This window comes from Bradyrhizobium sp. UFLA05-109 (assembly GCF_054185165.1).
Map to the genome: position 1 here is coordinate 26,112 of NZ_JBBIAR010000060.1, position 23,607 is coordinate 49,718.

Annotated in this window: 20 protein-coding genes and 1 pseudogene; 13 read left to right on the plus strand and 8 right to left on the minus strand. The window is 62.5% G+C overall.

The window, feature by feature from the left end; translation table 11 throughout:
* Positions 1 to 120: 120 nt before the first annotated feature.
* Together Q3C01_RS33690 and Q3C01_RS33695 are read left to right on the plus strand one after the other, a co-directional pair.
* Complete coding sequence (locus Q3C01_RS33690; protein WP_458149578.1) at positions 121 to 1,113, plus strand: ABC transporter substrate-binding protein; 993 nt, start codon at positions 121 to 123, stop codon at positions 1,111 to 1,113.
* Positions 1,114 to 2,183: 1,070 nt separating this feature from the next.
* Positions 2,184 to 3,917 (plus strand): MASE1 domain-containing protein, encoded by a 1,734-nt coding sequence (locus Q3C01_RS33695; protein ID WP_458149579.1) that lies wholly within the window; start codon positions 2,184 to 2,186, stop codon positions 3,915 to 3,917.
* 383 nt (positions 3,918 to 4,300) lie between these two features.
* Here the strand turns inward: Q3C01_RS33695 and Q3C01_RS33700 are convergent, their stop codons facing one another.
* Positions 4,301 to 7,627, minus strand: a complete 3,327-nt coding sequence (locus Q3C01_RS33700) for an adenylate/guanylate cyclase domain-containing protein (RefSeq protein WP_458149580.1) — start codon at positions 7,625 to 7,627, stop codon at positions 4,301 to 4,303.
* A 477-nt stretch (positions 7,628 to 8,104) separates the two neighbouring features.
* Here Q3C01_RS33700 and Q3C01_RS33705 point away from each other — a divergent pair, with 477 nt between their 5' ends.
* Positions 8,105 to 9,076, plus strand: a complete 972-nt coding sequence (locus Q3C01_RS33705; RefSeq protein ID WP_458149581.1) for an ABC transporter substrate-binding protein — start codon at positions 8,105 to 8,107, stop codon at positions 9,074 to 9,076.
* A 149-nt stretch (positions 9,077 to 9,225) separates the two neighbouring features.
* Here Q3C01_RS33705 and Q3C01_RS33710 read toward each other — a convergent pair whose 3' ends face one another.
* The gene (locus tag Q3C01_RS33710) at positions 9,226 to 9,411 is read right to left on the minus strand and encodes a hypothetical protein (RefSeq protein ID WP_458149582.1); all 186 of its coding nucleotides are present in this window, start codon (positions 9,409 to 9,411) and stop codon (positions 9,226 to 9,228) included.
* 399 nt (positions 9,412 to 9,810) lie between these two features.
* The gene (locus Q3C01_RS33715; protein ID WP_458149583.1) at positions 9,811 to 10,743 is read right to left on the minus strand and encodes a LysR family transcriptional regulator; all 933 of its coding nucleotides are present in this window, start codon (positions 10,741 to 10,743) and stop codon (positions 9,811 to 9,813) included.
* 102 nt (positions 10,744 to 10,845) lie between these two features.
* Here Q3C01_RS33715 and Q3C01_RS33720 point away from each other — a divergent pair, with 102 nt between their 5' ends.
* The 5 genes from Q3C01_RS33720 to Q3C01_RS33740 all read left to right on the plus strand — a co-directional run bounded on the left by Q3C01_RS33720 (position 10,846) and on the right by Q3C01_RS33740 (position 15,327).
* A complete protein-coding gene (locus Q3C01_RS33720) occupies positions 10,846 to 11,172 on the plus strand; it encodes a hypothetical protein (RefSeq protein WP_458149584.1) in 327 nt (108 codons plus the stop codon).
* A 127-nt stretch (positions 11,173 to 11,299) separates the two neighbouring features.
* A complete protein-coding gene (locus Q3C01_RS33725; RefSeq protein WP_458149585.1) occupies positions 11,300 to 11,773 on the plus strand; it encodes a hypothetical protein in 474 nt (157 codons plus the stop codon).
* A 427-nt stretch (positions 11,774 to 12,200) separates the two neighbouring features.
* A complete protein-coding gene (locus Q3C01_RS33730) occupies positions 12,201 to 14,150 on the plus strand; it encodes an FUSC family protein (RefSeq protein ID WP_458149586.1) in 1,950 nt (649 codons plus the stop codon).
* Positions 14,147 to 14,356: a DUF1656 domain-containing protein gene (locus Q3C01_RS33735; protein WP_458149587.1), complete on the plus strand. Its 210-nt coding sequence runs from the start codon at positions 14,147 to 14,149 to the stop codon at positions 14,354 to 14,356. The genes Q3C01_RS33730 and Q3C01_RS33735 overlap by 4 nt, the downstream gene beginning before the upstream one ends.
* Positions 14,353 to 15,327, plus strand: coding sequence for an efflux RND transporter periplasmic adaptor subunit (locus tag Q3C01_RS33740; protein WP_458149588.1), 975 nt, complete (start codon positions 14,353 to 14,355; stop codon positions 15,325 to 15,327). Before Q3C01_RS33735 ends, Q3C01_RS33740 begins: the two co-directional genes overlap by 4 nt.
* 199 nt (positions 15,328 to 15,526) lie before the next feature.
* Here Q3C01_RS33740 and Q3C01_RS33745 read toward each other — a convergent pair whose 3' ends face one another.
* A complete protein-coding gene (locus tag Q3C01_RS33745; protein WP_458149589.1) occupies positions 15,527 to 15,886 on the minus strand; it encodes a hypothetical protein in 360 nt (119 codons plus the stop codon).
* 241 nt (positions 15,887 to 16,127) lie between these two features.
* Positions 16,128 to 17,216 carry a methyl-accepting chemotaxis protein gene (locus Q3C01_RS33750; RefSeq protein ID WP_458149590.1) on the minus strand — a complete coding sequence of 363 codons (1,089 nt, stop codon included), beginning with the start codon at positions 17,214 to 17,216 and terminating at the stop codon, positions 16,128 to 16,130.
* A 266-nt stretch (positions 17,217 to 17,482) separates the two neighbouring features.
* On the opposite strand from Q3C01_RS33750, the gene recJ reads away from it, so the two are divergent.
* Complete coding sequence (gene recJ, locus Q3C01_RS33755) at positions 17,483 to 19,324, plus strand: single-stranded-DNA-specific exonuclease RecJ (RefSeq protein WP_458149591.1); 1,842 nt, start codon at positions 17,483 to 17,485, stop codon at positions 19,322 to 19,324.
* A gap of 32 nt (positions 19,325 to 19,356) precedes the next feature.
* Entirely contained in the window at positions 19,357 to 20,166 is an 810-nt protein-coding gene (locus Q3C01_RS33760) for an SDR family NAD(P)-dependent oxidoreductase (RefSeq protein WP_458149592.1), read from the plus strand.
* A gap of 159 nt (positions 20,167 to 20,325) precedes the next feature.
* On the opposite strand, the gene Q3C01_RS33765 is transcribed toward Q3C01_RS33760, so the two are convergent.
* Entirely contained in the window at positions 20,326 to 21,552 is a 1,227-nt protein-coding gene (locus Q3C01_RS33765; protein ID WP_458149593.1) for a lytic murein transglycosylase, read from the minus strand.
* A 91-nt stretch (positions 21,553 to 21,643) separates the two neighbouring features.
* On the opposite strand from Q3C01_RS33765, the gene Q3C01_RS33770 reads away from it, so the two are divergent.
* Positions 21,644 to 21,811, plus strand: a complete 168-nt coding sequence (locus tag Q3C01_RS33770) for a hypothetical protein (RefSeq protein WP_458149594.1) — start codon at positions 21,644 to 21,646, stop codon at positions 21,809 to 21,811.
* 12 nt (positions 21,812 to 21,823) lie between these two features.
* Here the strand turns inward: Q3C01_RS33770 and Q3C01_RS33775 are convergent, their stop codons facing one another.
* Positions 21,824 to 22,291, minus strand: a complete 468-nt coding sequence (locus tag Q3C01_RS33775; protein ID WP_458149603.1) for a MarR family winged helix-turn-helix transcriptional regulator — start codon at positions 22,289 to 22,291, stop codon at positions 21,824 to 21,826.
* Here Q3C01_RS33775 and Q3C01_RS33780 point away from each other — a divergent pair.
* A pseudogene (locus tag Q3C01_RS33780) lies at positions 22,181 to 22,549 on the plus strand (carboxymuconolactone decarboxylase family protein); the annotation flags it as partial. The gene Q3C01_RS33775 and the pseudogene Q3C01_RS33780 sit on opposite strands and share 111 nt — an antisense overlap.
* Before the next feature lie 56 nt (positions 22,550 to 22,605).
* A complete protein-coding gene (locus tag Q3C01_RS33785) occupies positions 22,606 to 23,085 on the plus strand; it encodes a cupin domain-containing protein (RefSeq protein WP_458149604.1) in 480 nt (159 codons plus the stop codon).
* 40 nt (positions 23,086 to 23,125) lie between these two features.
* Here Q3C01_RS33785 and Q3C01_RS33790 read toward each other — a convergent pair whose 3' ends face one another.
* Positions 23,126 to 23,338 carry a hypothetical protein gene (locus Q3C01_RS33790; protein ID WP_458149595.1) on the minus strand — a complete coding sequence of 71 codons (213 nt, stop codon included), beginning with the start codon at positions 23,336 to 23,338 and terminating at the stop codon, positions 23,126 to 23,128.
* Positions 23,339 to 23,607 lie beyond the last annotated feature (269 nt).

Below are 23,607 nucleotides of genomic sequence, written 5' to 3' on the forward strand. Positions count from 1 at the left end.
TGCAGAAACCGTCGAGAATGACCCGTCTGCGACATCAGTGCGAATATTTGCTGTGATGCACATTACACTTGGAACTTGAAGCATATGCTAGATCGTGTCGCTCGGCCTGAAGGGCTACGAATGAGACGGCGCAAGTTCCTTGCACTTTCAGTAGGCGCGGCCGCTGGCTGGCCGTTGGCTTCGTGCACGCAGCAGGCGACGGGCATGCGTCGTGTTGCATTCCTCCATCCATACTTCGAGAACGATAACGAAGTGAAGACCCGCGTCATTGCGTTTCAGCAGGGGCTCGAGGCGCTCGGATGGATCGAGAATCGAAATATTCGAACCGAGCATCGATATACCGGTGGAGATCTGGGCCGAATCCGAGCCTACGCGACGGAGTTGGTGCATTCGGAGCCGGACCTCATCGTCGGAAGCGGGACGCCAATCACCGCAGCATTGAAAGAGGCGACCAGCACCATTCCGATCGTATTCAACCTCGTCAACGATCCGGTCGGACAGGGTTTCGTGGCCAGCCTGTCGCGGCCGGGCGGCAACATCACCGGCTTCACCTTCATCGATTTCCTATTGATCGGGAAATGGATGGAGATGATCAAGGAAATTGCTCCCGGGGTCAGACATGTAGCGCTCATCTTCAATCCCGACACGACGCCTTTTTATCCGGCATTCCTGCGCGAACTCGAAGCGGCCCGCACCTCGCTCGCGCTCGAGCTCTCCGCATCTCCTGTGCGCGACGAGGCGGAGGTCGAGGCAGCCATCACGGCGCTCGCACGCGAGCCTGGCGGCGCTCTGATCGTGGCGCCGGACGCATTCGTCAACAATCATCGTCGGGCGGTCATTGCGTTGACGGAACAACGGCGACTTCCCGCGATATACGGCTTCCGGCAGTTCGCCGCGGAAGGGGCACTGATCTCCTATGGACCGAATACTGCCGACATAGTCCGACGCTCAGCCGGGTATGTCGATCGTGTCCTCAAAGGTGAAAGACCGGGTGACCTTCCGGTGCAGGCGCCGACGAAATACGAGCTGGTCATCAATCTCAAAACTGCGAAAGCGCTTGGCATTGCACCAGCTCCTGAGCTGCTGGCTCGCGCCGCCGGGGTAATCCAATAGAACGTCCTTGCTGCGGTGCGGGGGTTGTGACCCATATCGGAGTAAGAGGCCGCTAACCCTGCGCGTTGCCGAAGGCCAGCCCGTCCTCACAAGGCCGCGCCGCTCGCGAGCATTCTCGTCGGGAGTTAGTGCTTCCGTAACGGCCGAGCACGACAATAAACCTTTCATTGAAAGGTTCTGCCATGGCCGTAGAGGAGAAGGTAAAAATAAGGTGCCCGGCCTGTACGCGTGTATTCCGGGAGAAGGCCAGCCGAGTTCGGGATGGTCTTCAAATTAACTGCCACAACTGCAACAAGCTCATAACACTATCCAAGGAGACTGAAGATCCTTTCCTTCGGCGAGCATTGAAGACTGCGCGGGAAATGCGAGCCGCAGAACAGGACCAGAGAGCCGCCGAAATCTACAAGGGCACGGCTTCCGCACCGCCGCGCGAAATGCCTTAACGGGCGCGCGGCCCGACGTCGAAGCCGCGGCCTGCTTCTGGCCCTTCGCGACAGTTTGCGCGATGAATTGACATATCCGAAGTTGGAGACACACCGGAATCCACCGGCTCGGGGGGCAAACCGGTGCTTTTCGGCCCCTCGTGCTCGGGATAGCACGCACGGGATCATCTTGGACTACTACCAGTTGAGCCGGGCAATGACCGCGACGGTCGCGTAACCTGCATGGTGCGATGCTAAATGTGTGATCACGTCGACCACCCCGATATTGCCTCCACCTTCGCTCTTTGAGCCGGACTTCATAATTTCGCCACCGATACAGACATCACAATGCCCAAGTTCGCTCGGAGGCCGTGATCCTGGTCTCCGGTTGGGCCAAGCTCCTGCACGGCAGGTTGGGCGACCCAGCTCCGATTTGTTCTTTGAATACAAACTTGGGACCAGACGGCCTGTCAGCGCCGCCGCAGCTGTCTTGCTTCGGGCAGCGCGAGCACGCGAGTTCTGCGCCAAACGGAACCCAGGCGGGGGAAGGAGGACGGGGTGCAGCAGAACCTATCGGGACGGGTTCAGCGCGAACTGTCGGCCGAAATCGACCTGAGCCGGTGGGCCGGCTCGGTCGGGCTCGCAGTCTTGGTCGGTATCGTCTATTTCCTGGCGGCGCGCCTCAGCCTTGCGATGCTCACCAAACCTGAGGGTGTTGCCGTTTTCTGGCCTGCCGCAGGTGTCTCCGCCGGCGTGCTTATCGCACTCGGGCCGCGAACGCGATGGCCTGTCGTGATCGGTACCATGACTGCAACCATCGTCGCGAATCTCCTGGGTGACCGGAATTTCTGGGGCGCGGTTCTCTTCGGCGTGTGCAATGCAGGGGAAGCCGCGCTCGCAGCATGGCTCATCGGGCGCTTCTTCGGTCCGGACTTCAGATTGGACAAGGTGCGCAACGTGGTGGGGCTGCTGGCGGCAGCAATTGCGGGAACCACAGTCTCCGGGATCGGCGGGGCGATCGTCTTCAAGTTGTTTCACAGCACGACGGCGCCGCTGCTGACGACCTGGTATCAGTGGTTCGCATCGGACGCGTTGGGAATCATCACGGTTGCCCCGCTGCTGATAGAGCTTGCTCCAGCCGCGCGCAACCGGCCTCCGCTGAGCGAGCTCGTCGAAGGAATCGCGGCGGTCGCAGCGCTGGCTCTGGCGAGTGCACTTGCCATCTTTCTCCGATCGGAGCTGTTGGCGAATGTTGGGCCGGTCGCGGTGCTATTTACGCCGCTGCTGTGGCTTGCCGCCCGTTGCCGGCCGGTCTTTGCTGCGGCAGCGGCGTTCATCATCAGCCTTTCCATCGTTTGGACGACCACCTTCGGCATTGGCTATTTCGGCAATCGCGACCTCACGATGAATGAGCGCGTTCTGGCGGCACAGATCAGCATCTTACTTGTGACGATCGGCGCATCGGTCGTTGCTGCGCTGTTTGCCGAAATTCGGGACAAGAGGAAGCTGGCCGAGGCTGCTCTGCATGCCAGCGAAGCGCAACGCTATCTCATCGAGACGGAGAGGCTGGCCGCACTCGGCCGTCTCGTAGCGGGGGTTGCACATGAGCTCAACAGCCCAATCGGCATCAGCCTGACGGTGGCCTCGACGCTGGATCGCCGTTGCGCCCACTTCGCCGACCAGATTGTTTCCGGGCCGCTGCGCCGTTCGCGGCTGGCCGAATTCACTGACGGTTGTCGCGACGCCGCAAATCAGCTCGTCGCGAATCTCCAGCGCGCGGGAGAGCTGGTTCAATCATTCAAGCAAGTCGCCGCCGATCGCAGCCAAGCTGATCGGCGTTTGTTCGACCTCAAGCTTGCGACCGAGCAGATCGTTGCGAGTATACGGCCAGGCCTGCCGAAGTACCGGGACTCGCTTTCGGTGGCCATACCCTCCGACATCATCCTGGACAGTTACCCGGGCGCCTACGGGCAAGTGCTGACCAACCTCATCTTCAATGCTGTCACTCACGGCTTCGCCGATGGGCTTGGTGGATGCATGCTGATCGAGGCGCATCACCTCGGCCCGGACCAGATTGAGATCACTTTCTCGGATGACGGAGGCGGCATTCCGGAGGAGGTCCAGCGTCACGTTTTTGATCCATTCTTCACCACCAGACGGGCGCAGGGCTGCACCGGGCTCGGCCTTTACATCGTCCATAACCTTGTGACGGATCAGCTTGGCGGCAAGGTCACGCTCGTCTCTGCGCCAGGAAAAGGTACGACCATTCGTATGACGCTTCCTCTGCTTGCGCCCGGAGCAAGCAGAGCCGTCCAGACTCCGCAAACCATGGTCAATGTCGTTGCCGTCGGGCATGGTGCAGCAGAAGACACAGCGCAGTAAGTCTGCACCTGCCCAAGCCAAGTCTAGCCTTATGAGGGCAATCAGGCCCGTAGGGCAACGCCTGCCAGCACAATTGCGAAAGAGCCGAAAGAGGTAAATTCTTCACGCATGGTCGGCGGGACATTCTTTTCGAGCGAGAATTCGGTGCCGGCCATGCGAACATCTACGCAAAATATGCAGCTGAGCTTGCGGACGCATGTGTCAACGGCCTTTGACGGTACCGTCCGCGTCATGTCGATCGTAATCGCTCAAGCCGACGATGTGATCGAATGATGTCGGCTGTTGGCCCACAGTGGTCATGACGCTTCATGAGATCATAGACCAGAGCCCAGCGTTGGAGTGCCGGCAAGGCACCTATCCCGCGACGAAAGACATGAACGGGCTCAGGCCAGCTGTTCGAGCAGCGCCCTGGCGTTCCTCAAGACCGGCGTGTCGAAGCCTTCGGTGAATGAGCGATACCGCAGCACGAGGAGATCGTGAGCTTCCGTGCATTTGCCTTGGTCACGCCACAGGCAAGCGAGGCTGGTCGCAGCACGCAGCCCCAACGTCTTCGCGCGCTGGCGCTCCGCCACAGCGAGCGCTCGATGATAATTTTGCTCTGCCGCGGCCTGGTCGCCTCGCGCATTCATCATGTCGCCTCGAAGTCGATGCAACTCGGCCTCGCCGGACCGCTCTTGGGTCATCTCGATCAGTTGCGCAGCCTCGACGAGGCATTTCTGTTCCTCCTGAAGATGCCCGACCTTGGCGTGAGCTTCGGCGAGAAAGCAAAGCACGCGCGGCGTGTGCACGACAGCTCCAGCATCACGAAGCACCGAGAGCCCCTTCGCGAGCAAGGCGAGACCGTCCTGCGCCTGTCCAACTGCTGTCAATGAGCGACCATGTTGGAGGAGTCCGAGGCCCAACCAGAGCGGAAAACCGTGTTCGTTCGAGAGAGCCACCAGTTCCTGAGCGTGCCGCCGCGCGTCATGCGACAAGCCGGCGGCCCCTTCCACCGTACATACCTTGCTCAACACAAAGGCCACCGTGAACGGATGGTCGAGCGAACGGGCTTCTGACAACGCCTCGTCCACGCACGCGCGTCCCTGATCCAAGTAACCAAGAAGCGCCAACGTCGAGGCCAAGTGACCTCGGCTCGCGGCGTGCGGATCGGCCACCGCTATGGCGGCGCAAATCGCGCGAGCGGCCGGATCTCTCAAGCCGTTACACAGCTCGAGAAGGCCGCGCGCTGTCATAAACTCGCCGCGAAAGTAGCAACTGGCGCCGTGGATATAGTGACCCAGCAGCAGAGTGGCTTGATCTTTTCTCGTCTCGCCCAATTTCTCCAACTGCTCGGCAAGGGACACCGCCAGCTCGTGCTCGGCCCGAACCATATGGAAACCCCATTGGGAATAGAGCAGCGGAGCGAGACGATCCGGTCGGTCGAGCCGCTCAGCGAGCGCCCGCGCCCTGACGAGGGTATCGGCCACCGCCGGCGCCGAATATCCCCTGGCTGCCATCAGGGCCCGCCCCAAGGCAATCTGCAGGTCGAGCTCGTGCTGCACCGGCCGCGACTCCTCGGGTATGTTCGCAAGCAATTCGAGACCCTTCTGCAACTGCGCCACCGCTTCCGTCATCGCCGATCGCGCGACCGCCTGCTGGCCCGCCTTGAGCCGGTAGCCGACCGCCTTCTCGTTGAAACCGGCCTCGGTACAATGGTGGGCCATGAGTTGGGGCTGAGCAGCTACGATTTCAGGGAACTGACTCTCTAGCGTCGTCGCAACGCGAGCCTGGATCTGCTGGCGTCGACCGCGCAACATGGTGCTATAGGCTGCGTCCTGCACCAGCGCGTGCTTAAACGTGTACTCTGCATCAGGCGGGGTCCCCCGCTGGAACACCAGTTCGGCGCTTACAAGCTGCGCCAAGGCCCCGTCCACCTGTTGCTGCGGCATGGCCGCGACGGCGCTGATCAGCTCATGCGAGAACGACCGCCCAAGGGCAGCTCCGATCTGCGCCATCTCGCGCACGGGCGCCAAGCGATCGAGCCGTGCCAGGAGCGAGGCATGGAGCGAGGTAGGAATGGCAAGCCTCGGCACGGGCCCCGTCGCATCAAAGCGGTCACCGGCGTCGGCCAGCATGCCGCTCTCGATCACCGCCTTGGTCAATTCCTCGATGAACAGCGGTATGCCATCGGTCCGATCGATGATCCCTTCGGCGATCTCCTGGGGCAACGTCTTGCCGCCGGTCACCCGCATGATCATCTCGGCGCGCTGTCGATGCGGCAGCCGACTGAGACTGATCATTGTCACGTGCGAGCGCCCGATCCAGGCTGGAGCGAACTCTGGCCGGAAAGTGATGATCAGCAAGACCCGGAGGGTGGCCACGCGATCGACGATGCGGTCCAACAGGTCGAGCGAGGTAGGGTCGATCCAGTGCACATCCTCGAACACCATCAGCACGGGCCGGCGCATCGCCAGCCCCTCGAGCTGGGCCAGGAGGACCCCAAGCGTCTTCTCCTTGCGCTTCTGAGGGGTGAGGCCGAGAGGTGGATAGCTATTGCCGATCGGCACAGACAGCAGGTCCGCGATCAGCGGGACAGCCTCGCTGAGGTCGACGTTTGCCTCCGCGAGCAACTCTTCGAGCTTGTCCAACCGTTGCCGGTCCGTATCGTCGCGCCGGAATCCCGCCGCCCGCTCGAGTTGTGAGATGGTCGGAAAAAGCGCGCTGTCCTGATGGTGCGGCGAGCAGAAACGGCGCAAACGGATATGTGGATCATCGCTCAGCCGCTCCAGCGCGGTCTCTGCGAGGCGCGATTTGCCGATGCCCGGCTCACCCGATATCAGCACGACCGAGCCATCGCGGCGTTTTATCTGCTGCCAGCGGCGCATCAGTAGCTCGATCTCTTCATCGCGGCCGAGCAGTGGCGTTCTGGCTACCCGCAAGGCCTCGAACCGGCTATCGACCGCATTCGCACCGATGACTCGCCAGACCGGCACCGGGTCGCTGAAGCCTGTGATGGACACGCTTCCAAGAGCGAGATATTCGAAGAGTCCACCGACGAGGCGGCGGGTGCTGCCGTCGATGACCATCGTATCCGGCTCGGCCAACGCCTGCAGCCGCGAGGCCAGATTGGGGGTCTCACCAACCACCCCATGTTCCTGCGATGCGCCATCCCCGATGAGATCACCGACGATCACCAAGCCGGTGGCAATGCCAACTCGCACTCGCAATCTTGCCGACGGGCCGACATCGAGTCCTGCCACGGCCGCAACCAATGCTAGTCCGGCGCATACCGCTCGCTCGGCATCGTCTTCATCGGCCCGCGGATAGCCGAAATATGCGAGCACGCCGTCGCCCATGTATCTGGCAACGAACCCGCCAGATTTCTCTATTTGCTCGGCACAGCAGCGGTGGTACTTGCCAATGATTTCCCGCAAGTCCTCAGCGTCGAGCCTGGTCGAGAGCGCTGTCGAGCCAACAAGATCAGCGAACATCACTGTGAGTTGACGCCTCTCGGCCGCGGTCCAAGGAGTACGCACGAGTCTCGGTCCGGTCTCAGCGAACTCCGCAATCGCGCGCAACATCTTCTTGCGATGGCCGAGCGAGACGCCGATCTTTTCGAGGTCATAGTCGGTCAGATCGCGCAGAACGCTCGGATCAATGTCGTTTTCGGCAAAGCGCTGCGCGTATTGCCCCAGACCAAGGATGTTGAGCCAGTCCGCAATCTGCTGCATTGGCTCCCTCGACTGTCTGATTGACGGCCAGCCGGATTTTGGACTACGGCAAAGTAACGTTATCCCGATCCTTTCCGCAAAGCATACTTTAGTTCGCGGCGTTCGGCGGCCGAAGGCCTCGATCTTTGCCAAAATGGTGCAACAGTACAGGCGCTCGCTACCAAGCCGCGAGTGGCACGATGAGAGCAACTCGATTGCCGTATGCGCCCGATTTCGGCGGCAGGGAGCGTTGCGGCTTCCAATTGAGGCTGGTTCATATGCAGGCGACAACAAACTGTACGGCGTCTGTTGTTGGCCCCAAGCCGAACAGCGCTTAAGCCGTTGCGATGTCGCCGGTCGGCGGTAAACCGGGCGCTGGGGTCGCTTGCCGCGAATGCCGCTTATGACCCGAAGCGATCCTTCGAGGCACCTCACATCCCCACGGTAAAGTGCTAAGCTCTATTTTCCCTCAGGCGTGACCCTTGCAGGGAGGGATGCATGCGACGGCGGGAGTTCATCGCAGGCACTGCGGCACTGCTCGTTTCACCACGGCGTTCACTCGCGCAGGGGACGCCTCGCCGGGTCGGCTATCTTGATAGCGCGCCCCTGTACTTGCCAAATTTCAAGGTGTGGCAGGACAGCATGCGCGATCATGGCTGGATCGAAGGGAAGAACCTGATCATTGATTATCGATCCGCCGAGAATCATGCCGAGCGCCTGGCGCCGCTAGCGAACGAGCTTGTCGCCCTCAAGCCCGATGTGCTCTTTGGCGGGGGCACGCAAGTAGCTTTAGCCCTGAAATCGGCAACGGCTACCATTCCGATTGTAACCACGGCTGCCGATCCCGTGGGGTTCGGCCTCGTTCAAAGCCTATCGCATCCAGGCGGCAACGTAACGGGTCCTGCGTCCTTCGTCCCGGGACAGATCGTTGCCAAAACGATAGAAGAACTGCGGCAAATGGTTCCTACTGCCTCGAAAATTGCGATCTTGGTCAATCCGGACAACCCAATTCACAGGTTGCAGGTAGCCGAGGAGATACCCCAAGTTGCCCAGAAACTAGGCGTCGCTCTGCCGATTGTGGAGGCGACCACGGCCGAGGAACTTGACATCGCCTTTGCCTCGGCCGCAGCCCAGCAGCCCGATGGCATAGTTGTCTTGAGCGATCCTTTGATGATTAACAACGTCACACGAGTTACCGCGCTGGCGGCGAAGCATCGTCTGCCCGCGATTTACCTATCCCGACTATTCGCCACCAATGGCGGATTGGTTTCATACGGCCCCGATTTAGCCGATTTACTCCGCCGTGCAGGCGACTACGTCGATAAGATCCTCAAAGGCACCAAGCCTTCCGATCTGCCGGTCGAGCAGCCGACCAAGTACGAACTGGTGATCAACCTCAAGACTGCAAAGGCGCTTGGCCTCACCGTACCGCCCTCGTTCCTCGCCCTTGCAGACGACGTGATCGAATGAAGATGCAGTTTGCTGCGGCGCATGAGTCCGAAAACGGCCCATCGCGATATTTGCTGCGGTTGCCCGAAGGCGGTCGGTATCGGAGCAGAGCGGACATCGCGGAACGATCTATGGGGACGTGTCCTGGTGGCCGCGTGTACGCAAGCAGCTCAGCGACGATGGCCGATTGCGAGGCCGAGCTTCAATGCCTTTTGGCGTAGCGAGCCTTCCGTTCGCTTCATCTGCTTTGCTATCTTCGCAACAGGTGTCTTTGCCTTTGAGTGGGCGCGAAGTTGCTTGACGTCGGCTGCGGTGTATTCGCGGCGAACCATGCTTTTCTTGGCTTTCTTGGCCATTACGACTTCCTGTTTTTGGGTTGGGTGCTTCCTAGCACGAAGAGCCAAATTGACAATGCGTTTTCGGCCATGTCACGCGCGATGAGCGTAGCGTCATTTTGTACGCGCCATCAGCTAGGTTGGTAGATCGTTTGCCAAGCGGCGATGGAAGCGAACACACGGGCCGCTGCTATGTATCCGACGAGTTTCAGTGGATGTTTGTCGCCGTTCTTCGGCACCCACTGCGACTTTGATACGACCCAAGACGAGTGCGGAAGTCGTCTTTCGACGAATTCAAACTTTAACGGTGTGTACTCTGTCACGGCGCGTATGAGGTCCGCAGCGGAGTCTTCGAAGAGACGGTGAAGACTGCTAAAGAATGGACTCTGTTCGGCGCTGCGCTATCGGCAACACGTTCGCTCACAGTTCGGCCGCGAGCTGGGCCACCAGTTCGCGCAACCACGCGTGAGCCGGATCGTGATCGTAGGACGCATGCCACAGCAATGACACCGTGACGTCTCCCAATTCTACCGGAGGCGGGCTCAGGCTAAGCCCGAGTTCGGCGGCGAACAGGCGAGCCAGTCGCGCGCCCATGGTGACGATGACGGGTGCGCGCGCCACCAGGGTTGGGACCGCGAGGAAACGCGGCGTGGTCAGGGCCACGGAGCGGCGCAAGCCGAGCTTTTCCAGCGCCTCGTCCACGATACCGTGCACGCTGCGCCCTGGCCGGAGACTGGTCAGCACATGTGGAAGCCGCACGTAGTCCTCAAGTGAGATCGGCGGCGTGATGCCTGTCTTCTGGGCATTGAACATGCACAGAAAGGTCTCGGTGTACAGCTTGCGCCGCTTGTGGTGGAATTGCCCCTGCTGGAACGCGTCGTAACCGATGGCGAGGTCCATCTCATCGGCATCGAGGTCATCAAATAGACGGGACGCGTCGAAATTGTAAAGCCGGAGGTGAATGCCGGGTGCGACCTCGCGCATGCGCGCGAGCAGGGCGGGCATGATCAGGATTTCCAGACTGTCCGGCAGGCCGAACCTGAACGTTCGTACCGCTGTCGCCGGATCGAACACCTGGTCGCGCGCCACCAGCGCCTCGACCTGCGCCAGCATAGTCTGCACTGGCTCCAGCAACGTCACCGCGCGGGGCGTGAGGCGCATGCCGTCGGCCCCGCGTGTGAGAAGTTCGTCACCGAATAGTTCCCGCAGGCGCGCGAGGTTGTGACTCATCGCGGACTGGCCGATGCCGACACGGGCCGCAGCCCGCGTGACGCTCCGATCGGTAAGAAGCGCACCGAGATGAACGAGCAAATTCAAGTCGATACGACCAAGATTGATGGTATCGATACCCATTATCGATCCTATCTGTTTGATCGATGATCATAGCCTGACCATCTCCTGCGGCAAGGGAGCTGACGGGCGACCAGCCCGCCTCCCAAACCAACGGAGGGTCCTATGTCGATCCGCAACCTGCTTCTCGCAGCAACCTTCATTCTAGTCTCAGTGGGAGCCGCGCAGGCCAACGGCCTTCGTCCGATCCAGGGGCAGAGCATCAATCTCGGGGACGTCTCTGGCGTCGCCTACTACACCGTCGAGCCTGACGGATTCCGCGTCGTCACGACGCTCGCGCAGGGTGAAGCAGGGACGCCGATCCGCTTCGTCTCTCTGCTGACGCCCGGCCAACGCGTCGTTCTCTCGACGGCGCAGCAGCCAGGCGCGATCGAGATCAGCAGGGACGGCGACAGCCTGTCCGTTCGCAAGGCAAAGGCGATCTCCAACTGAGTCCCGCAGTCGGCGCCTTTGTCTGGGCGCCGACGCGCAGTTGAGACCCGGAAGGTATCGCCGCGCGTGACTTCAGTGAAGCGATCAGTCTGACGACGAACTCCATCAAGCGAATTCAGGTGCTGCCATGTCCACGATCCGCCTCTATCGAAACACCACCTTGACGCCCGAGCAATATGTCGCCGCGCTCACCGACTTCGGACCAGGTCGTTCCAAGTTGTTTGGCAATAGCACCGACGAATATCTGAAGGTGCGCCGTTTCAGTCCACCGGAGGCCGACGTGACGGAAGGCTCGCGCGGCATCTGGGAGCACCTGCATTATGACTGGTCCGACCCTGATCACGTCATCCTGACGACGATCGACTCGAACGTGTGGGGAGGCGCCTCGGGCCACACGTACACCTTCACGCGCCGGCCAAACGGTACGACGGATATCGACGTGGTCATCGTCCGCGAGGGCAAGAACTTCAAAGGCTGGATACTCGGCCTTGTGCTCGGGACCATCGGCCGAAGCGTTCTCGAAACGGCGTTCGAAAACTCTGTCAAAGCAATCGAGGCCCGGAATGCAGCCGCGCCTCGTCGCGGGCGGATTGCCGCCTAACGCGAGGGCCGCCCCCGGGGCCCGGTTCAAAACTCCGAGGTATATTGCACCGAGATCAATGTCCTCATTGTACCGATCCAATAATCGGAGCATATTGCGCGCGCAGAGCAAAGTGCACCGGACGTGTTCAACGACAACGGAGCGACCAAAATGAACCTGAGTTATCTCGATGTGTTTCTGGCATTCCTCGGACTGACCTTTGGATTGCCCTCAGCACTGCCCCACTTGTTTTTCCAAAGCAAAAACGCGCCACGCAGAAAGATCTCATAGAGAAAATTAGCGGTGTGCAGTTGCGCGCCCCGCCACGTCGGCCCAACTTAGCCATGCACCAATCTTCATCATTCCTGGCCCGGCATTCTGCCCTCGTCTTTGCAATGAGGACGTTCGCAGCGGCGATGCTGGCGTTCTCGATCGCGCTGTATCTGGGATGCCGCGTCCTTATTGGGCGATGGCCTCCGCCTTCATCACGTCCAATCAGCTGACCGGAGCGGCGTGGTCAAAGGCGGTCTACCGCATGCTGGGGACGCTGATTGGCGCGGCCGGCACGATCGTGCTGGTCCCCAACCTCGTGAACGCACCCGAGCTCCTCAGCCTCGCCATCTCGTTATGGGTCGGTGTTTTTCTATATCTCGCGCTGCTCGACGGCACGCCGCGCAGCTACGTTTTCATGCTCTCGGGCTACACCGTGGCGCTTCTCGGTTTTCCCGTGCTGTCGTCGCCCGAGCTCACCTTCGACATCGTATCCGCCCGCGTTCAGGAAATCATGCTCGGCATTTTCTGTGCGAGCGTTGTTGCTATGCTTGTGCTGCCGCGGAGCGTCGCCGCTGCGATCGTCGCACAGGCGGACGCCTGGCTCGCCGGGGTACGTCAGCTCGGCGTGGACGCCCTGACCGGCAGTGGCAGCGACCAGTCGCGCAATGACGATCGCGTACGGCTTGCCGCTGCGGCTTCCGAGATCGATCAGCTTTGCCGACATCTCGGCTATGAGACCGTCACATCCGCGAACACCGCGCACGGTCTCCAGCGCCTGCGGCAGCACATGCTGGCACTGGTTCCGCTGCTTGCATCGATCGAGGACCAGAGGATCGCGCTCGGCGCTCACCCGTTGTCCGCGGAGCACGTTGCCGAGATCAGTACAAGAACCGCGCGCTGGCTCGCCGATGGCGGCAAGAATGGTCAGGAAGCCGACGGCTTGCGTGTCGCCCTCGGCGAAATGCAGCCGCAACTCGGCATGGATGTCGCATGGAGCGAGATCGTCATCGCCGGCTTTGTCACCCGGATTCGTCATCTCGTCGACATCGTGCAGGATTGCAACGCCTTGCGCGAGGCGATCGCCGATGGCCGCGACACGGAGACGCTTCGGCTTGCCTTCACGCCCGACGCGGTCGGCCCCGGCGAGCTCCATCGCGACCATGGGCTTGCGCTCTGGACTGCAGCGGGAACGGCGCTGTCGATTCTGGCTTGCTGCGCGTTCTGGATCGCAACCGGCTGGACTGACGGCGCATCCGCGCCGGTGTTTGCTGCCGTCGTCGGCTCCTTGTTCGCAGGTGTGGATGATCCGCTTCCGGCATTTCGGAAGCTCTATCCGGTGTTCCTCGCCGTCATTGCGGTGAACGGAATCTACACCTTTGGCGTGTTGCCGCGGATCACGACGCTCGAGATGGTGATCGTGGCACTGATGCCGACATTCGTATTGTTCGCCTGGATATCCGCGCGACCCGCAACCGCTCGCATAGGCACCCTGTTCATCGTCTTCACATCGGTTCAATTGGCGCTGGAGTCGTCCTACGCCGGCGATTTCGCCAGCTACGCCAACTCCAGCGTGGCGCTGATGGTCGGCGTTGCGCTGACCGGCGTCGTCTCCAGCATCGTTCGTATGTTCGGCTCCGAGTGGATTGCCAACCGCCTGCTCCGGAGCAACTGGACGACGCTGGCCGCGGTGGCCGAGGGCAGGGGACATCAGGATCGCACCGCCATTGCCAGCCTGATGCAGCATCGACTGGCTCTGCTTGCCTTGCGCATGGCCACGGTCTCTGCTGAGGCCAGGAGCGACGCTGCCAATCTCCGCCAGCTGCGAACCGCCCTGAATGTGCTTCATCTGCGCAAGATGAGCCTTGGCCTTGCACGGCCGGCAATGGCCGTGATCCACGAGCTGCTCGCCCTTCTCGGTTCAGCTTGCCGGGCCCACACCGAGGGACGCCTTCCGGTCGAGCTTCTCGGGCGGCTCGACAACACCATCGCATTGACTGTCCAGGAGCCGGCGAGCGAGAGCCGCAATGAGGCGCTTTATAGCCTCGCCGGAATGCGCGCCGGCCTGTTCCCCGGAGCCGTGCCTTACCTACCGCATGACCCGCATCAAGGGAGAGTTGCCGCATGAGATACGAACTTGATTTGTTCGGCGTGATCGTCCCAAGCCTGCTGCTGTGGTGCGTCGTCGGCTACGTGCTCGCGCGCATCGTGAGCAAGGTCATGACGCGGGCCGGACTCTATCGCTTCGTCTGGCACGGCGCACTATTCGAGTTTTCGCTCTACGTCTGTCTGGTTGCTGGTCTCGTCTTCATTTCCAAGGATGTTGTGTCATGAAAGCCGCTCTGAATCTGTTGCGTCGCTTCTCGCTTACCGCGATCATGGCTCTGGTCGCCCTTTGGGCCGGCTACAAGCTGTGGGACTACTATCTGCAAGAGCCCTGGACGCGCGATGGTCACGTCCGCGCCGATGTGGTCCCGGTTGCTCCTGATGTCTCGGGCTTCGTCACCGACGTGCTCGTCAGGGACAATCAGCAGGTCCAGCGGGGGGCGGTGCTGTTCCGGATTGACCGCGCGCGGTACGACATCGCGCTGAAGCAGGCCGAGGCGGTGCTGCTCGGCAAGCGCGCCACGCTCGAGGAGGCTAACGCCGACCTCAAGCGCTACAGCGCGCTGACGCTCGACGAGACGGTCTCCAAGCAGAGGATCGATCAGGTCGTCGCGACCCAGGGCTCAGCCCAGGCCGCCTATGACGAGGCGGTCGCGGATCTCAGTCTCGCCAAGCTCAACCTCGAGCGCAGCGAGGTGCGCGCCTCCGTCAATGGCGTCGTCACCAACGTGGAGCTGCGGCCAGGGACCTATGTCACCTCCGGCAAGGGCGTGATGGCGTTGCTCGATTCCGACACGCTGCGCGTCGAGGGCTATTTCGAGGAGACCAAGCTACCGCGTATTCATCGTGGTGATGCCGTCAACGTTCGGCTGCTGGGCAGCGACCACTTGCTGCGCGGAAGAGTAGATGGCATTGCGGCCGGTATTGAAGACCGCGACCGCAGCGAAGGCGCAACCTTGCTTGCCAACGTCAATCCGACATTCAACTGGGTCCGGCTGGCCCAGCGTGTCCCGGTCAGGATCGCGCTCGACCGCGCGGAGCGAAGCGAACTCGTGGCCGGGGCGACGGCAACCGTCGAGGTGCTGGGATCCGCGCTGGCAGGCGAACCTGACGGCAATCAGGCGCCAGGCCGCACTCCGCAGCGGCTTGCCTGCCGGGCGGTGCACGTGGCGATGGGCTCCTCATCATGGTGTGATTGACGCCGAGGCCGCGAGAGGCCCCTTCCGGAATGGTCCGTAGCCAAGGTTGCACCAAGATCAATGCTGCTATTGTACCGAGGCATAGTTCGGAGCAGCATCGCGGCGTCAACTTGCTTACGGCGCCACCTTTGGAATGGAGTTTCCGGTTATATTGCGTGAGAGCAGAACGAGCTATTTCAACGGGCCGACGACCGCGCCGTCAGCCGCAATTCCAGATCGGTCCGATCGGTGTCCGCGTCCAGCACGGGCCAAAGCTGCCGTTGTTGTAGCGGCCGTCATAAAAACCCGGCCGGCCGAAATAGTGCCAATTGCCGTCAAATCCGTAATAGCTGGGGACCGGGTCAATGTACCATGGCCGTCGGCTATTGCGCGCCATGCGCCGCGCGGCGGCTTTCTGGGCATAGAGTGGAAGGCTATTGCTCGGCGGCTGATGATAGCCCGGCAGGAAGCCGTAGCCATGCCAGACTGGCGCCGGCCGCTTGTGACTTGGCGCAGCTGGCGCGACGACCGGCAGGAGTGACAGAACGATGGCAATCGACAGACACACGAGGCGCGACATCAGCAGACCATAGGCAGTCGGTTACGGGGAGGCGATTCAAATTGGAGTGCAAAGCTCTTCGTAGCCCAACCCGAGCCGCGCCATGACCGACTATTGCCCCTGATTTGCCCGACGTGTCAACGGTTTTTCCGAAATGCGCGGACCTCGGCCGTTAACCCCGGCTACTTTGCATGGGGTTGTTTTCGCCGTTTTTGCTTTAGGGCTACGAACCGGCCCGTCCTCGCGCCGTTTTGGACCCGCCTCAAGCCCCGCAGATGATCACGCCGTACCAGCCCAAGCCTCGGTAGGTCTCGTAGCCGGGCGTGGCGTGGAAGGCGACGAGCGCGCCGGTGCGGTCGTGATAGAAGCCCGAGCGCTGGCCGTTCATCGAGAGCGAGACGCGCTCCGACAAGATGCCCTGACCGTCGGACGCGGCGATGACGCGCAAGTTCGAGTCGACCAGCAGAACGCGCGCCTTGTCGCCGTCGCCGACGCGCACGCCCTGCACGATGGCGCGAGCCTGCGACTCCCAGTCGAAATGGATGGCGAGCACGCCGATCGGCGCGCCGTTGGCCGCGCCGCCTGCGCGCACGCTCGCGCAATAGGTCGCAACCTGCGCATTGCCGAGCAGCGCCTGGTTCTCGACATCGCCTGCGACGTAATCATCGCCGGAACGCAAGGTGCGCGCCTCACGAAACCATTTTGTGTTGGCGACGTTCTGGCCAACCACGCGAAAGCGGTCGGCGCGGCCGTTGGCGATGACGTTGCCGTCGAGGTCGCAGAGCCAGAGATCGAGATAGACGGTGTAGGCGCCGAGGATGACGCCGAGGCGCTGCGAGGCGTGCGAAACTGTCGCCGCGCTCGGCGAGGCGGCGCAGTCGACTACAGCGGAGTCGGTCGCCCACCAGCGTACGTCGCAGGTGCGTTCATAGAGGTTGCGGTCGATCAGTTCGATGGCATTGAGCGACAGATCCACCATGCGCTCGCCGCGCGAGCGCTGGCTCATTCGCTCGATCGAGGAGACGAGATCGCCGGTGCGTTTTGTCAGCTGCGTCTCGAGCTCGCGTGCGATGGTCTCGACCTGCTGGCCGACGCCGCGCACCTCCTGCGCCACGACCGCGAAGCCCGCGCCTTGCGCGCCGGCGCGAGAGCTCTCGATCAGCGCATTCAGCGCCAGCATCTTCATCTGGTTGGTGATCTGCTGGATCGACCTGGTCTTGTCGACCGCGATCTGGTTGACCTCAGCCGTCAGCCGGTTGATCAGCGCGGAGATGTCGGAATTGTCGTCTGCGGCTTCAGGATTGGTTCCGGTGGAACGCGACTTGGTCTTCAGGGCCGGCGCAGCAGACATCGAGGGGATTTCCTTGCAATGAAGTCTGACCTGCAATGACCCGGGACCAGAAATACAGATCGAATACGGGCCTTTTTCGAAGATTCCGCCTAACGCACACTTAATTTGCTGCCTGCGCGGCTGCTCAAATGATAGTCAGATTGCGAACGGATTCGGCAATCCACCGCTTTGTTCGGCCCGGACATTGCAAATGCCTCTACTTTCCCGGCGGAATCCAGGCGCCCGAGGCCACGGGCATGATCTGCACCCATCGAAGCCCCCGAATCATGATGCCTCCCGCCACTGCCTTGCCCGTCGAGTTGCCCCAGGCGTTCCTTGGCGTCGCACGCTCGCTCACCGACAAGCTCTGGCGTGACCGGCTGGACGCGCGCGGAGCGGCGAGGGCGCTCGCCATCGTCCAGCGCCACCAACTGCCGGAGCTTTTGGCGCGGGTGCTGGCTGGGCGCGACGTCGACATCGATGCGGTCAGCGACTTCCTCGATCCGACCATCCGCAAACTGCTGCCGGACCCGTTCACGGTGACGGAGATGGAAGCCGCCGCCAAGCGCATCGCGGAGGCAGCGGTGCGGGGCGAGAAGGTCGCAATCTTCGGCGACTACGACGTCGACGGCGCGACTTCGGCCGCGCTGCTCGCCTGGCATCTGCGCCATTGCGGGCTCGATCCGCTTATCCACATTCCCGACCGGATTTTCGAAGGCTATGGCCCCAACGTCGAGGCGGTTCGCGGGCTGGCGGCGAAGGGGGCCACGCTGCTCGTCACCGTCGATTGCGGCACCACCAGCATTGAACCACTCGCGGAAGCGAAACGGCTCGGCATGTCCGTTGTCGTGATCGATCATCATCAGGCCGGCACGGAGTTGCCGGAGGTTGATGCGCTGGTCAATCCGAACCGGCTCGACGATCTCTCCGGCCTTGGCCACCTCGCGGCCGTTGGCCTCGTGCTGGTGAGCCTCGTTGCCATCAATCGCGAGCTGCGCCAGCGTGGCTTCTGGACGTCCGAGATGCCCGAGCCCGATCTCTTGGGCATGCTGCATCACGTCGCGCTCGGCACGGTGGCCGATGTGGCGCCGCTCATTGGCCTCAACCGCGCCTTCGTCGCCAAGGGGTTGATCGCGATGCGGCGGCGCGACCATGTCGGCCATACCGCGCTGATGGACATCGCGCGGCTCAACGGCCCGCCGGAGGCCTGGCATCTCGGCTTCATGCTGGGGCCGCGCATCAATGCTGGCGGCCGCATCGGCCGCGCCGATCTCGGCGTGCGGCTGCTGCTCGAAGGCGACAGCGTCGAGGCCGCGCGGATCGCGGCTGAGCTCGACCGCCTCAACAGCGAGCGCCGCATCATCGAGCAGGCTGCGGAAGCCGAGGCCGAAGCCGAGGCGCTGGCCTCGATCGGGCTCGAGGACAAGCTGGGCGTGATCGTCACGGCCTCCGAAGGCTGGCATCCCGGCGTGGTCGGCCTCGTCGCCTCCCGCCTGAAGGAAAAGTTTTCGCGGCCCGCGTTTGCCATCGCGCTCGAGCCCGGCGGGATCGGCACCGGCTCGGGCCGCTCGATCGCCGGCGTCGATCTGGGCAAGGCGGTACGGCAGGCGGTTGCCGGCGGCATCTTGCTGAAGGGCGGCGGGCACGCAATGGCCGCCGGCGTCACGCTGCGCAAGGAAAAGCTGGCCGAATTCCGCGCCTATCTCGAAAGCGCGCTCGCGCACGACGTTGCCGAAGCGCGCCACGTCAACGAGCTCTTCATCGACGGCGCGGTGTCTGCGCGCGCGGTGACGCCGGAGCTCGCCAACACGCTCAATCGCGCCGGGCCCTTCGGTAGCGGCAATTCGGAGCCGATGCTGGCGTTGCCGGCGCATCAGCTCGTCTATGCCGACGAGGTCGGACAGGCGCATTTGCGGCTGCGTTTCAAGTCGGGCGATGGCGCGGTCGTCAACGGCATCGCGTTCCGCTCGATCGGCCAGAAGCTCGGCAATGCGCTTCTCGCCAATCGCGGCCAGCAACTGCATGTCGCGGGCGCGCTGTCACTCGACCGCTACCAGGGTGCCGAGCGCGTGCAACTTCGCGTCATCGACGTCGCATTGCCTGACCAGGGGCCGCAAACCATCCGATAAACGTAAACCAACAACAAAAAAAGGGAGCGCAAATGACAGGACAGGTAGAGGGAAAGGTCGCGCTGGTGACCGGCGGCGCATCGGGCATCGGCGAAGCCGTCGCCGAATTGCTGGCGAAAGAGGGCGCAACCGTCATCGCAACCGACGTCGATGATCTCCGTGGCCCCGAGGTGGTGGCGCGGATCACCAAAGCCGGCGGCAAGGCGATCTTCCTGGAGCAAGACGTCACCAGCGAGGAGCGCTGGGTGGAGATCGCAGCCGAGATCGCAGAACGCCATGGCCGGCTCGACGTGCTGGTCGCCAACGCCGGCATCGGCATCGCCGTGCCCTCGATCGTCGATATGACGCTCGCCGACTGGCGCAAGCAGAATGCGGTCAACCTCGACGGCGTGTTTCTCTCGGTCAAGCACTGCCTGCCGTTGATGCGCAAAGTTGGCGGCGGCTCGATCATCATGATGTCCTCGCTCGCGGGTCTGCGCGGTGCGCCGGGGCTGTCGGCCTATTCGGCCACCAAGGGCGGCGTGCGGCTGTTCGCAAAATCGATCGCGATGGAATGTGCCGGCGCCGGTGACGGAATCCGCGTCAACTCCGTGCATCCCGGCATCATCGACACGCCGATCTGGGGCAAGATCCCGACGGGTGCTGCCGGCAACCAGGGCAACGCGCCGATCGATCCCGAGGAGCGCGCGAAGCTGGCAACTCCACTCGGCCGCGCCGGGCAGGCTGCGGAGATCGCCAGCGGAGTGCTCTATCTCGCCTCCGACGCCTCGCACTACGTCACCGGCACGGAGCTTGTCATCGACGGCGGCATGAACGCCGGAAGTGCGCCGCGGCGGGCGTGAGGCGCTTCCGTGAAGTAACAGGCGGCAGCCAAAGTCTCACCCCTCATTCCGGGGCATCGCGAAGCGGTGAGCCGAAATCCATAACCACCATCGTGACTATAGATTCCGGGCTCGCGCTTACGCGCGCCCCGGAATGACGAGTGTTGTTGGGGCGCAGACCTACCCACCCTGCCGCAGCTTCGCCAGCACCTTCAGCCCGCCATAACCGTCCGCGGGCGTGATGCCGGCCCTTTGCTGAAAATCCTTGATCGCTTTCATCGTGTCGTTGCCGACGCGGCCGTCGGTGCCGCCGGTGTCGAAGCCGGCTTTCGTCAAACGTGTCTGCATCTCCTGCACCTCGGCGAGCGTCAGCGCGCGCTCGGAGCCGGGAAAAGGCTGTATGAAGGGCGGCGCGCCGAGGCAGCGGTCGCCGAGATGGCAGATCGCCAGCGCATAGTTCATCGATGGATTGTAGCTCTTCACCGAGTAGAAGTTCGGTCCCAAGAGGAAGGTCGGCCCGCCCGCGACCGGCGTCCATATCTGCGCCGAACCATTGATTTGCGGTAACGGCTGGCCGTCGGCGCGCGTCACGCCGGCAGCTTGCCAGGCCGCATACGTTCGACCGCCGCTCATGTTGCCGGGCGCACGTACCTCATAACCCCAATGCTCGCCTCGGTGCCACTTGCCGCGGTTGACGAGATATTTTGCCGTCGAGCCCAGCGCATCGTCGGGCTTGCCGAATGGCGAGACCTTGCCGTCGCCGTCATAATCGATGCCGACATTGAGCCAGACTTCCGGCATCCACTGCGAATGCCCCATCGCGCCGGCCCAGGAGCCTTGCATCTCTTCCGGCGTGCTCCAGCCCTTGTCGACGATGCGTAGCGCGTTGATCAGCTCGGTTTCCCAATAGGCCTTTCGACGCGGCTCGTTCCAAGCGAGCGCGGCAAGCGAGGGAAATACCGGCTTCATGTGGTTCTGCTGCACCAGCGGATCGCCATAGGCGGATTCCACGCCCCACAGTGCGAGCAAGGTGCCGCGCTCGACGCCGAAATCGCGCTCGATGCGCGCGAACAGCGCGTCGTTGTCCTTCAGCGCGATCTTACCGTTGATGATGCGCCAGTCGGAGACGCGGCGGTTGATGTACTGCCAGACCTGCTCGTTGAACTCCGGCTGGTTGCGGATCTCCTTGAACACGCTCATGTCCGGCTCGACGCGCGCCATCGCGCGCTGCCAGGTGGTGGCCGAAATGCCCTTGGTCATCGCACGTGCACGAAAACTCTCGCGCCATTCCCCGAAGCCGGGCGGGGTGGCCGAGAGGGCAGGCGAGGCAATGAGGGTGGCTGCGCCGAGCAGGGATTGCAGCGCGGTGCGGCGGGTCGGATGGGGTGAGGAATCAGGCGGGTTCATGCGGACAGTTTAGCTGGAAGCAGGCGCTCTCGTTGGTGAAACCTGAAGCGGGAGGCACGACTTTCGGCCCATCGGTTTACGGAACTTTCGCATGTCATCCCGCAAAATGGCGGCCATGCAGGAGCTGTTCGACCTCATCCGCGCCAACCCCTGGCCCTTTGCCGCCGGGTTGATCGTCGTCATCGTGGCAATTCTGGCGGAACATTACGGACGTGGCGGCGATGGCACCGAATTCCCTGACATTTCCTGGGACGATTAGGCCGGGTCCTTCCTAGCCCTCCTGCAACTCCGTTGCGATCCGCGCCAGCCAGCGCCGGACGGTGGTCTCCGCCTTCGCGTCGAGTCCTGCGGCCAAACGCTGCTCAAGGGCGAGGACACGCTCCCGGCACGTCTTCAGAAGTATCTTGCCGCGCGCCGTCAGCGTCCATTGCAGGATGCGGCCGTGCACGGGATGTGGCGTCTTGCCGATCGCGCCGTCGCGCTCGAGATTGCCGATGATCACGCCGACGGTCTGCGGCGTCAAAAATGTCAGGCGGGCGACCTCCGCGCCAGAGAGGCCGGGATATGCCTTCAGCATGGTCAGTACCGCAAATTGCGGCGGCGTGACGCCGAGATCGGCGAGGCGCCGCTTCTCGAGTTGATCAAGCTGCGCGCCTCCCAGATCAATGGCTGCGCCTTCTGTGTGCAGCATCACATCCTGCTGTCCGAGCGGCTCGACATGCCCGCCGACAAGCTCAATCTGGTTGCGGTGTGGCGCGAGGCGCCGATATTCTCGGCGCGCGAACGGGCCGCGCTCGCCTGGACCGAGGCGCTGACCTTGTTGCCGGAGGGGGTCAGCGACGACGTCTATGCCGAGGCGAGCCGCGAATTCTCCGAAAAGGAACTGATGTACCTGACCTCGGCGGTCGCCTCGATCAACGTCTGGAACCGCTTTGGGATCGCCTATCGCTGGACGCCGCCGCAGCGGCCGTCCGTGGCGCACGCCAAGGCGTCATGACTCTTTCGCTCTCGGGAGGACACAGGATGTCGTCAACAATACCAGCCATCTCCGCCATGCCCTGGCAGTTTCAATCACGCCCGCTGTCACTCGCAATCGTCGCGGGTCTCGCCTGTGCGCTGGCCCTTGGAAAGGCGCTGCCGGTGACCATGGACACCGTCTCCGGCACGCTGGCGCCGCTCTGCGCCAACGCAGCGGAAGGATCGCCGCTCGACAAGGTCGAGCCGATCGGCTCCTACGCCCTGCCGAACGTACCGGGCAAGCGCGTCACCATCGTGCGCGTGACTTACGGCCCGGGCGGCTTCTCGCGGCCGCACCGGCACGCGGGCTCCGTCACCGCCTATATCACCAAGGGCGAGATCCGCTCCCAACTCGGCGGTGGCCCGGTCGAAACCTTCACGGTCGGGCAGTCCTTCTTCGAACCGCCGGGCTCGACGCATCTGGTGTCGGCGAATGCGAGCAACACGGAGCCGGCGGAACTGATCGCCGTGTTCGTGGCGGATGAAGGAGCCCAGCTGACGACGTTCATAAACTAGCGCGGTCAGGCTGGACGATGGCGCCGGAAGGCTTGCCGCGTTATTTCGACGTCTTTCCGGCGCCCGACACCATCGACTTCCAGTCGATCGCGGAGGCATGATCGGAATGGAGCATGCGCTCGAAATTGCGTTTGGCTTGGCCCATGTCGTGATCGATGGAGGCATCCTTCAGCATGGCGGCGGCCTCGCGGTGGGCGCAAAGGAGAAACACGGCGCTTGCGAGCACAGCCAATTTCGATGGTTTGTTGTGCATGGTCGGCACTATCCGTTCGGTGCAAGAGTGCGCGCGCGGCGCATGGCAGAATAGGGGCTGATGGCGCGGTCCGAAACCACGGACAGGGTCAGAAGATCGTGAACCAAGGCAGTTCTGGATTTAACCAGCGTGCCTTGACCTCCTTCGCCGCCGGCGGGATATCGCGTCACGGATGCCGTAGCCTGCGGCCATTCCCGCGCTGAAAATGCTGACGATGATGAAGATTGCGAACATCTCAACTCAAAAGCATTTTGCGTGCCATCGACGTT

Coding starts and splice junctions, on each gene's coding strand:
- Q3C01_RS33690 (WP_458149578.1), top strand. CDS start 121: ATGAGACGGCGCAAGTTCCTTGCACTTTCAGTAGGCGCGGCCGCTGGC.
- Q3C01_RS33700 (WP_458149580.1), bottom strand. CDS start 7,627: ATGCAGCAGATTGCGGACTGGCTCAACATCCTTGGTCTGGGGCAATAC.
- Q3C01_RS33705 (WP_458149581.1), top strand. CDS start 8,105: ATGCGACGGCGGGAGTTCATCGCAGGCACTGCGGCACTGCTCGTTTCA.
- Q3C01_RS33710 (WP_458149582.1), bottom strand. CDS start 9,411: ATGGCCAAGAAAGCCAAGAAAAGCATGGTTCGCCGCGAATACACCGCA.
- Q3C01_RS33715 (WP_458149583.1), bottom strand. CDS start 10,743: ATGGGTATCGATACCATCAATCTTGGTCGTATCGACTTGAATTTGCTC.
- Q3C01_RS33720 (WP_458149584.1), top strand. CDS start 10,846: ATGTCGATCCGCAACCTGCTTCTCGCAGCAACCTTCATTCTAGTCTCA.
- Q3C01_RS33725 (WP_458149585.1), top strand. CDS start 11,300: ATGTCCACGATCCGCCTCTATCGAAACACCACCTTGACGCCCGAGCAA.
- Q3C01_RS33730 (WP_458149586.1), top strand. CDS start 12,201: ATGCCGCGTCCTTATTGGGCGATGGCCTCCGCCTTCATCACGTCCAAT.
- Q3C01_RS33735 (WP_458149587.1), top strand. CDS start 14,147: ATGAGATACGAACTTGATTTGTTCGGCGTGATCGTCCCAAGCCTGCTG.
- Q3C01_RS33740 (WP_458149588.1), top strand. CDS start 14,353: ATGAAAGCCGCTCTGAATCTGTTGCGTCGCTTCTCGCTTACCGCGATC.
- Q3C01_RS33745 (WP_458149589.1), bottom strand. CDS start 15,886: ATGTCGCGCCTCGTGTGTCTGTCGATTGCCATCGTTCTGTCACTCCTG.
- Q3C01_RS33750 (WP_458149590.1), bottom strand. CDS start 17,216: ATGTCTGCTGCGCCGGCCCTGAAGACCAAGTCGCGTTCCACCGGAACC.
- recJ (WP_458149591.1), top strand. CDS start 17,483: ATGATGCCTCCCGCCACTGCCTTGCCCGTCGAGTTGCCCCAGGCGTTC.
- Q3C01_RS33760 (WP_458149592.1), top strand. CDS start 19,357: ATGACAGGACAGGTAGAGGGAAAGGTCGCGCTGGTGACCGGCGGCGCA.
- Q3C01_RS33765 (WP_458149593.1), bottom strand. CDS start 21,552: ATGAACCCGCCTGATTCCTCACCCCATCCGACCCGCCGCACCGCGCTG.
- Q3C01_RS33770 (WP_458149594.1), top strand. CDS start 21,644: ATGTCATCCCGCAAAATGGCGGCCATGCAGGAGCTGTTCGACCTCATC.
- Q3C01_RS33785 (WP_458149604.1), top strand. CDS start 22,606: ATGCCCTGGCAGTTTCAATCACGCCCGCTGTCACTCGCAATCGTCGCG.
- Q3C01_RS33790 (WP_458149595.1), bottom strand. CDS start 23,338: ATGCACAACAAACCATCGAAATTGGCTGTGCTCGCAAGCGCCGTGTTT.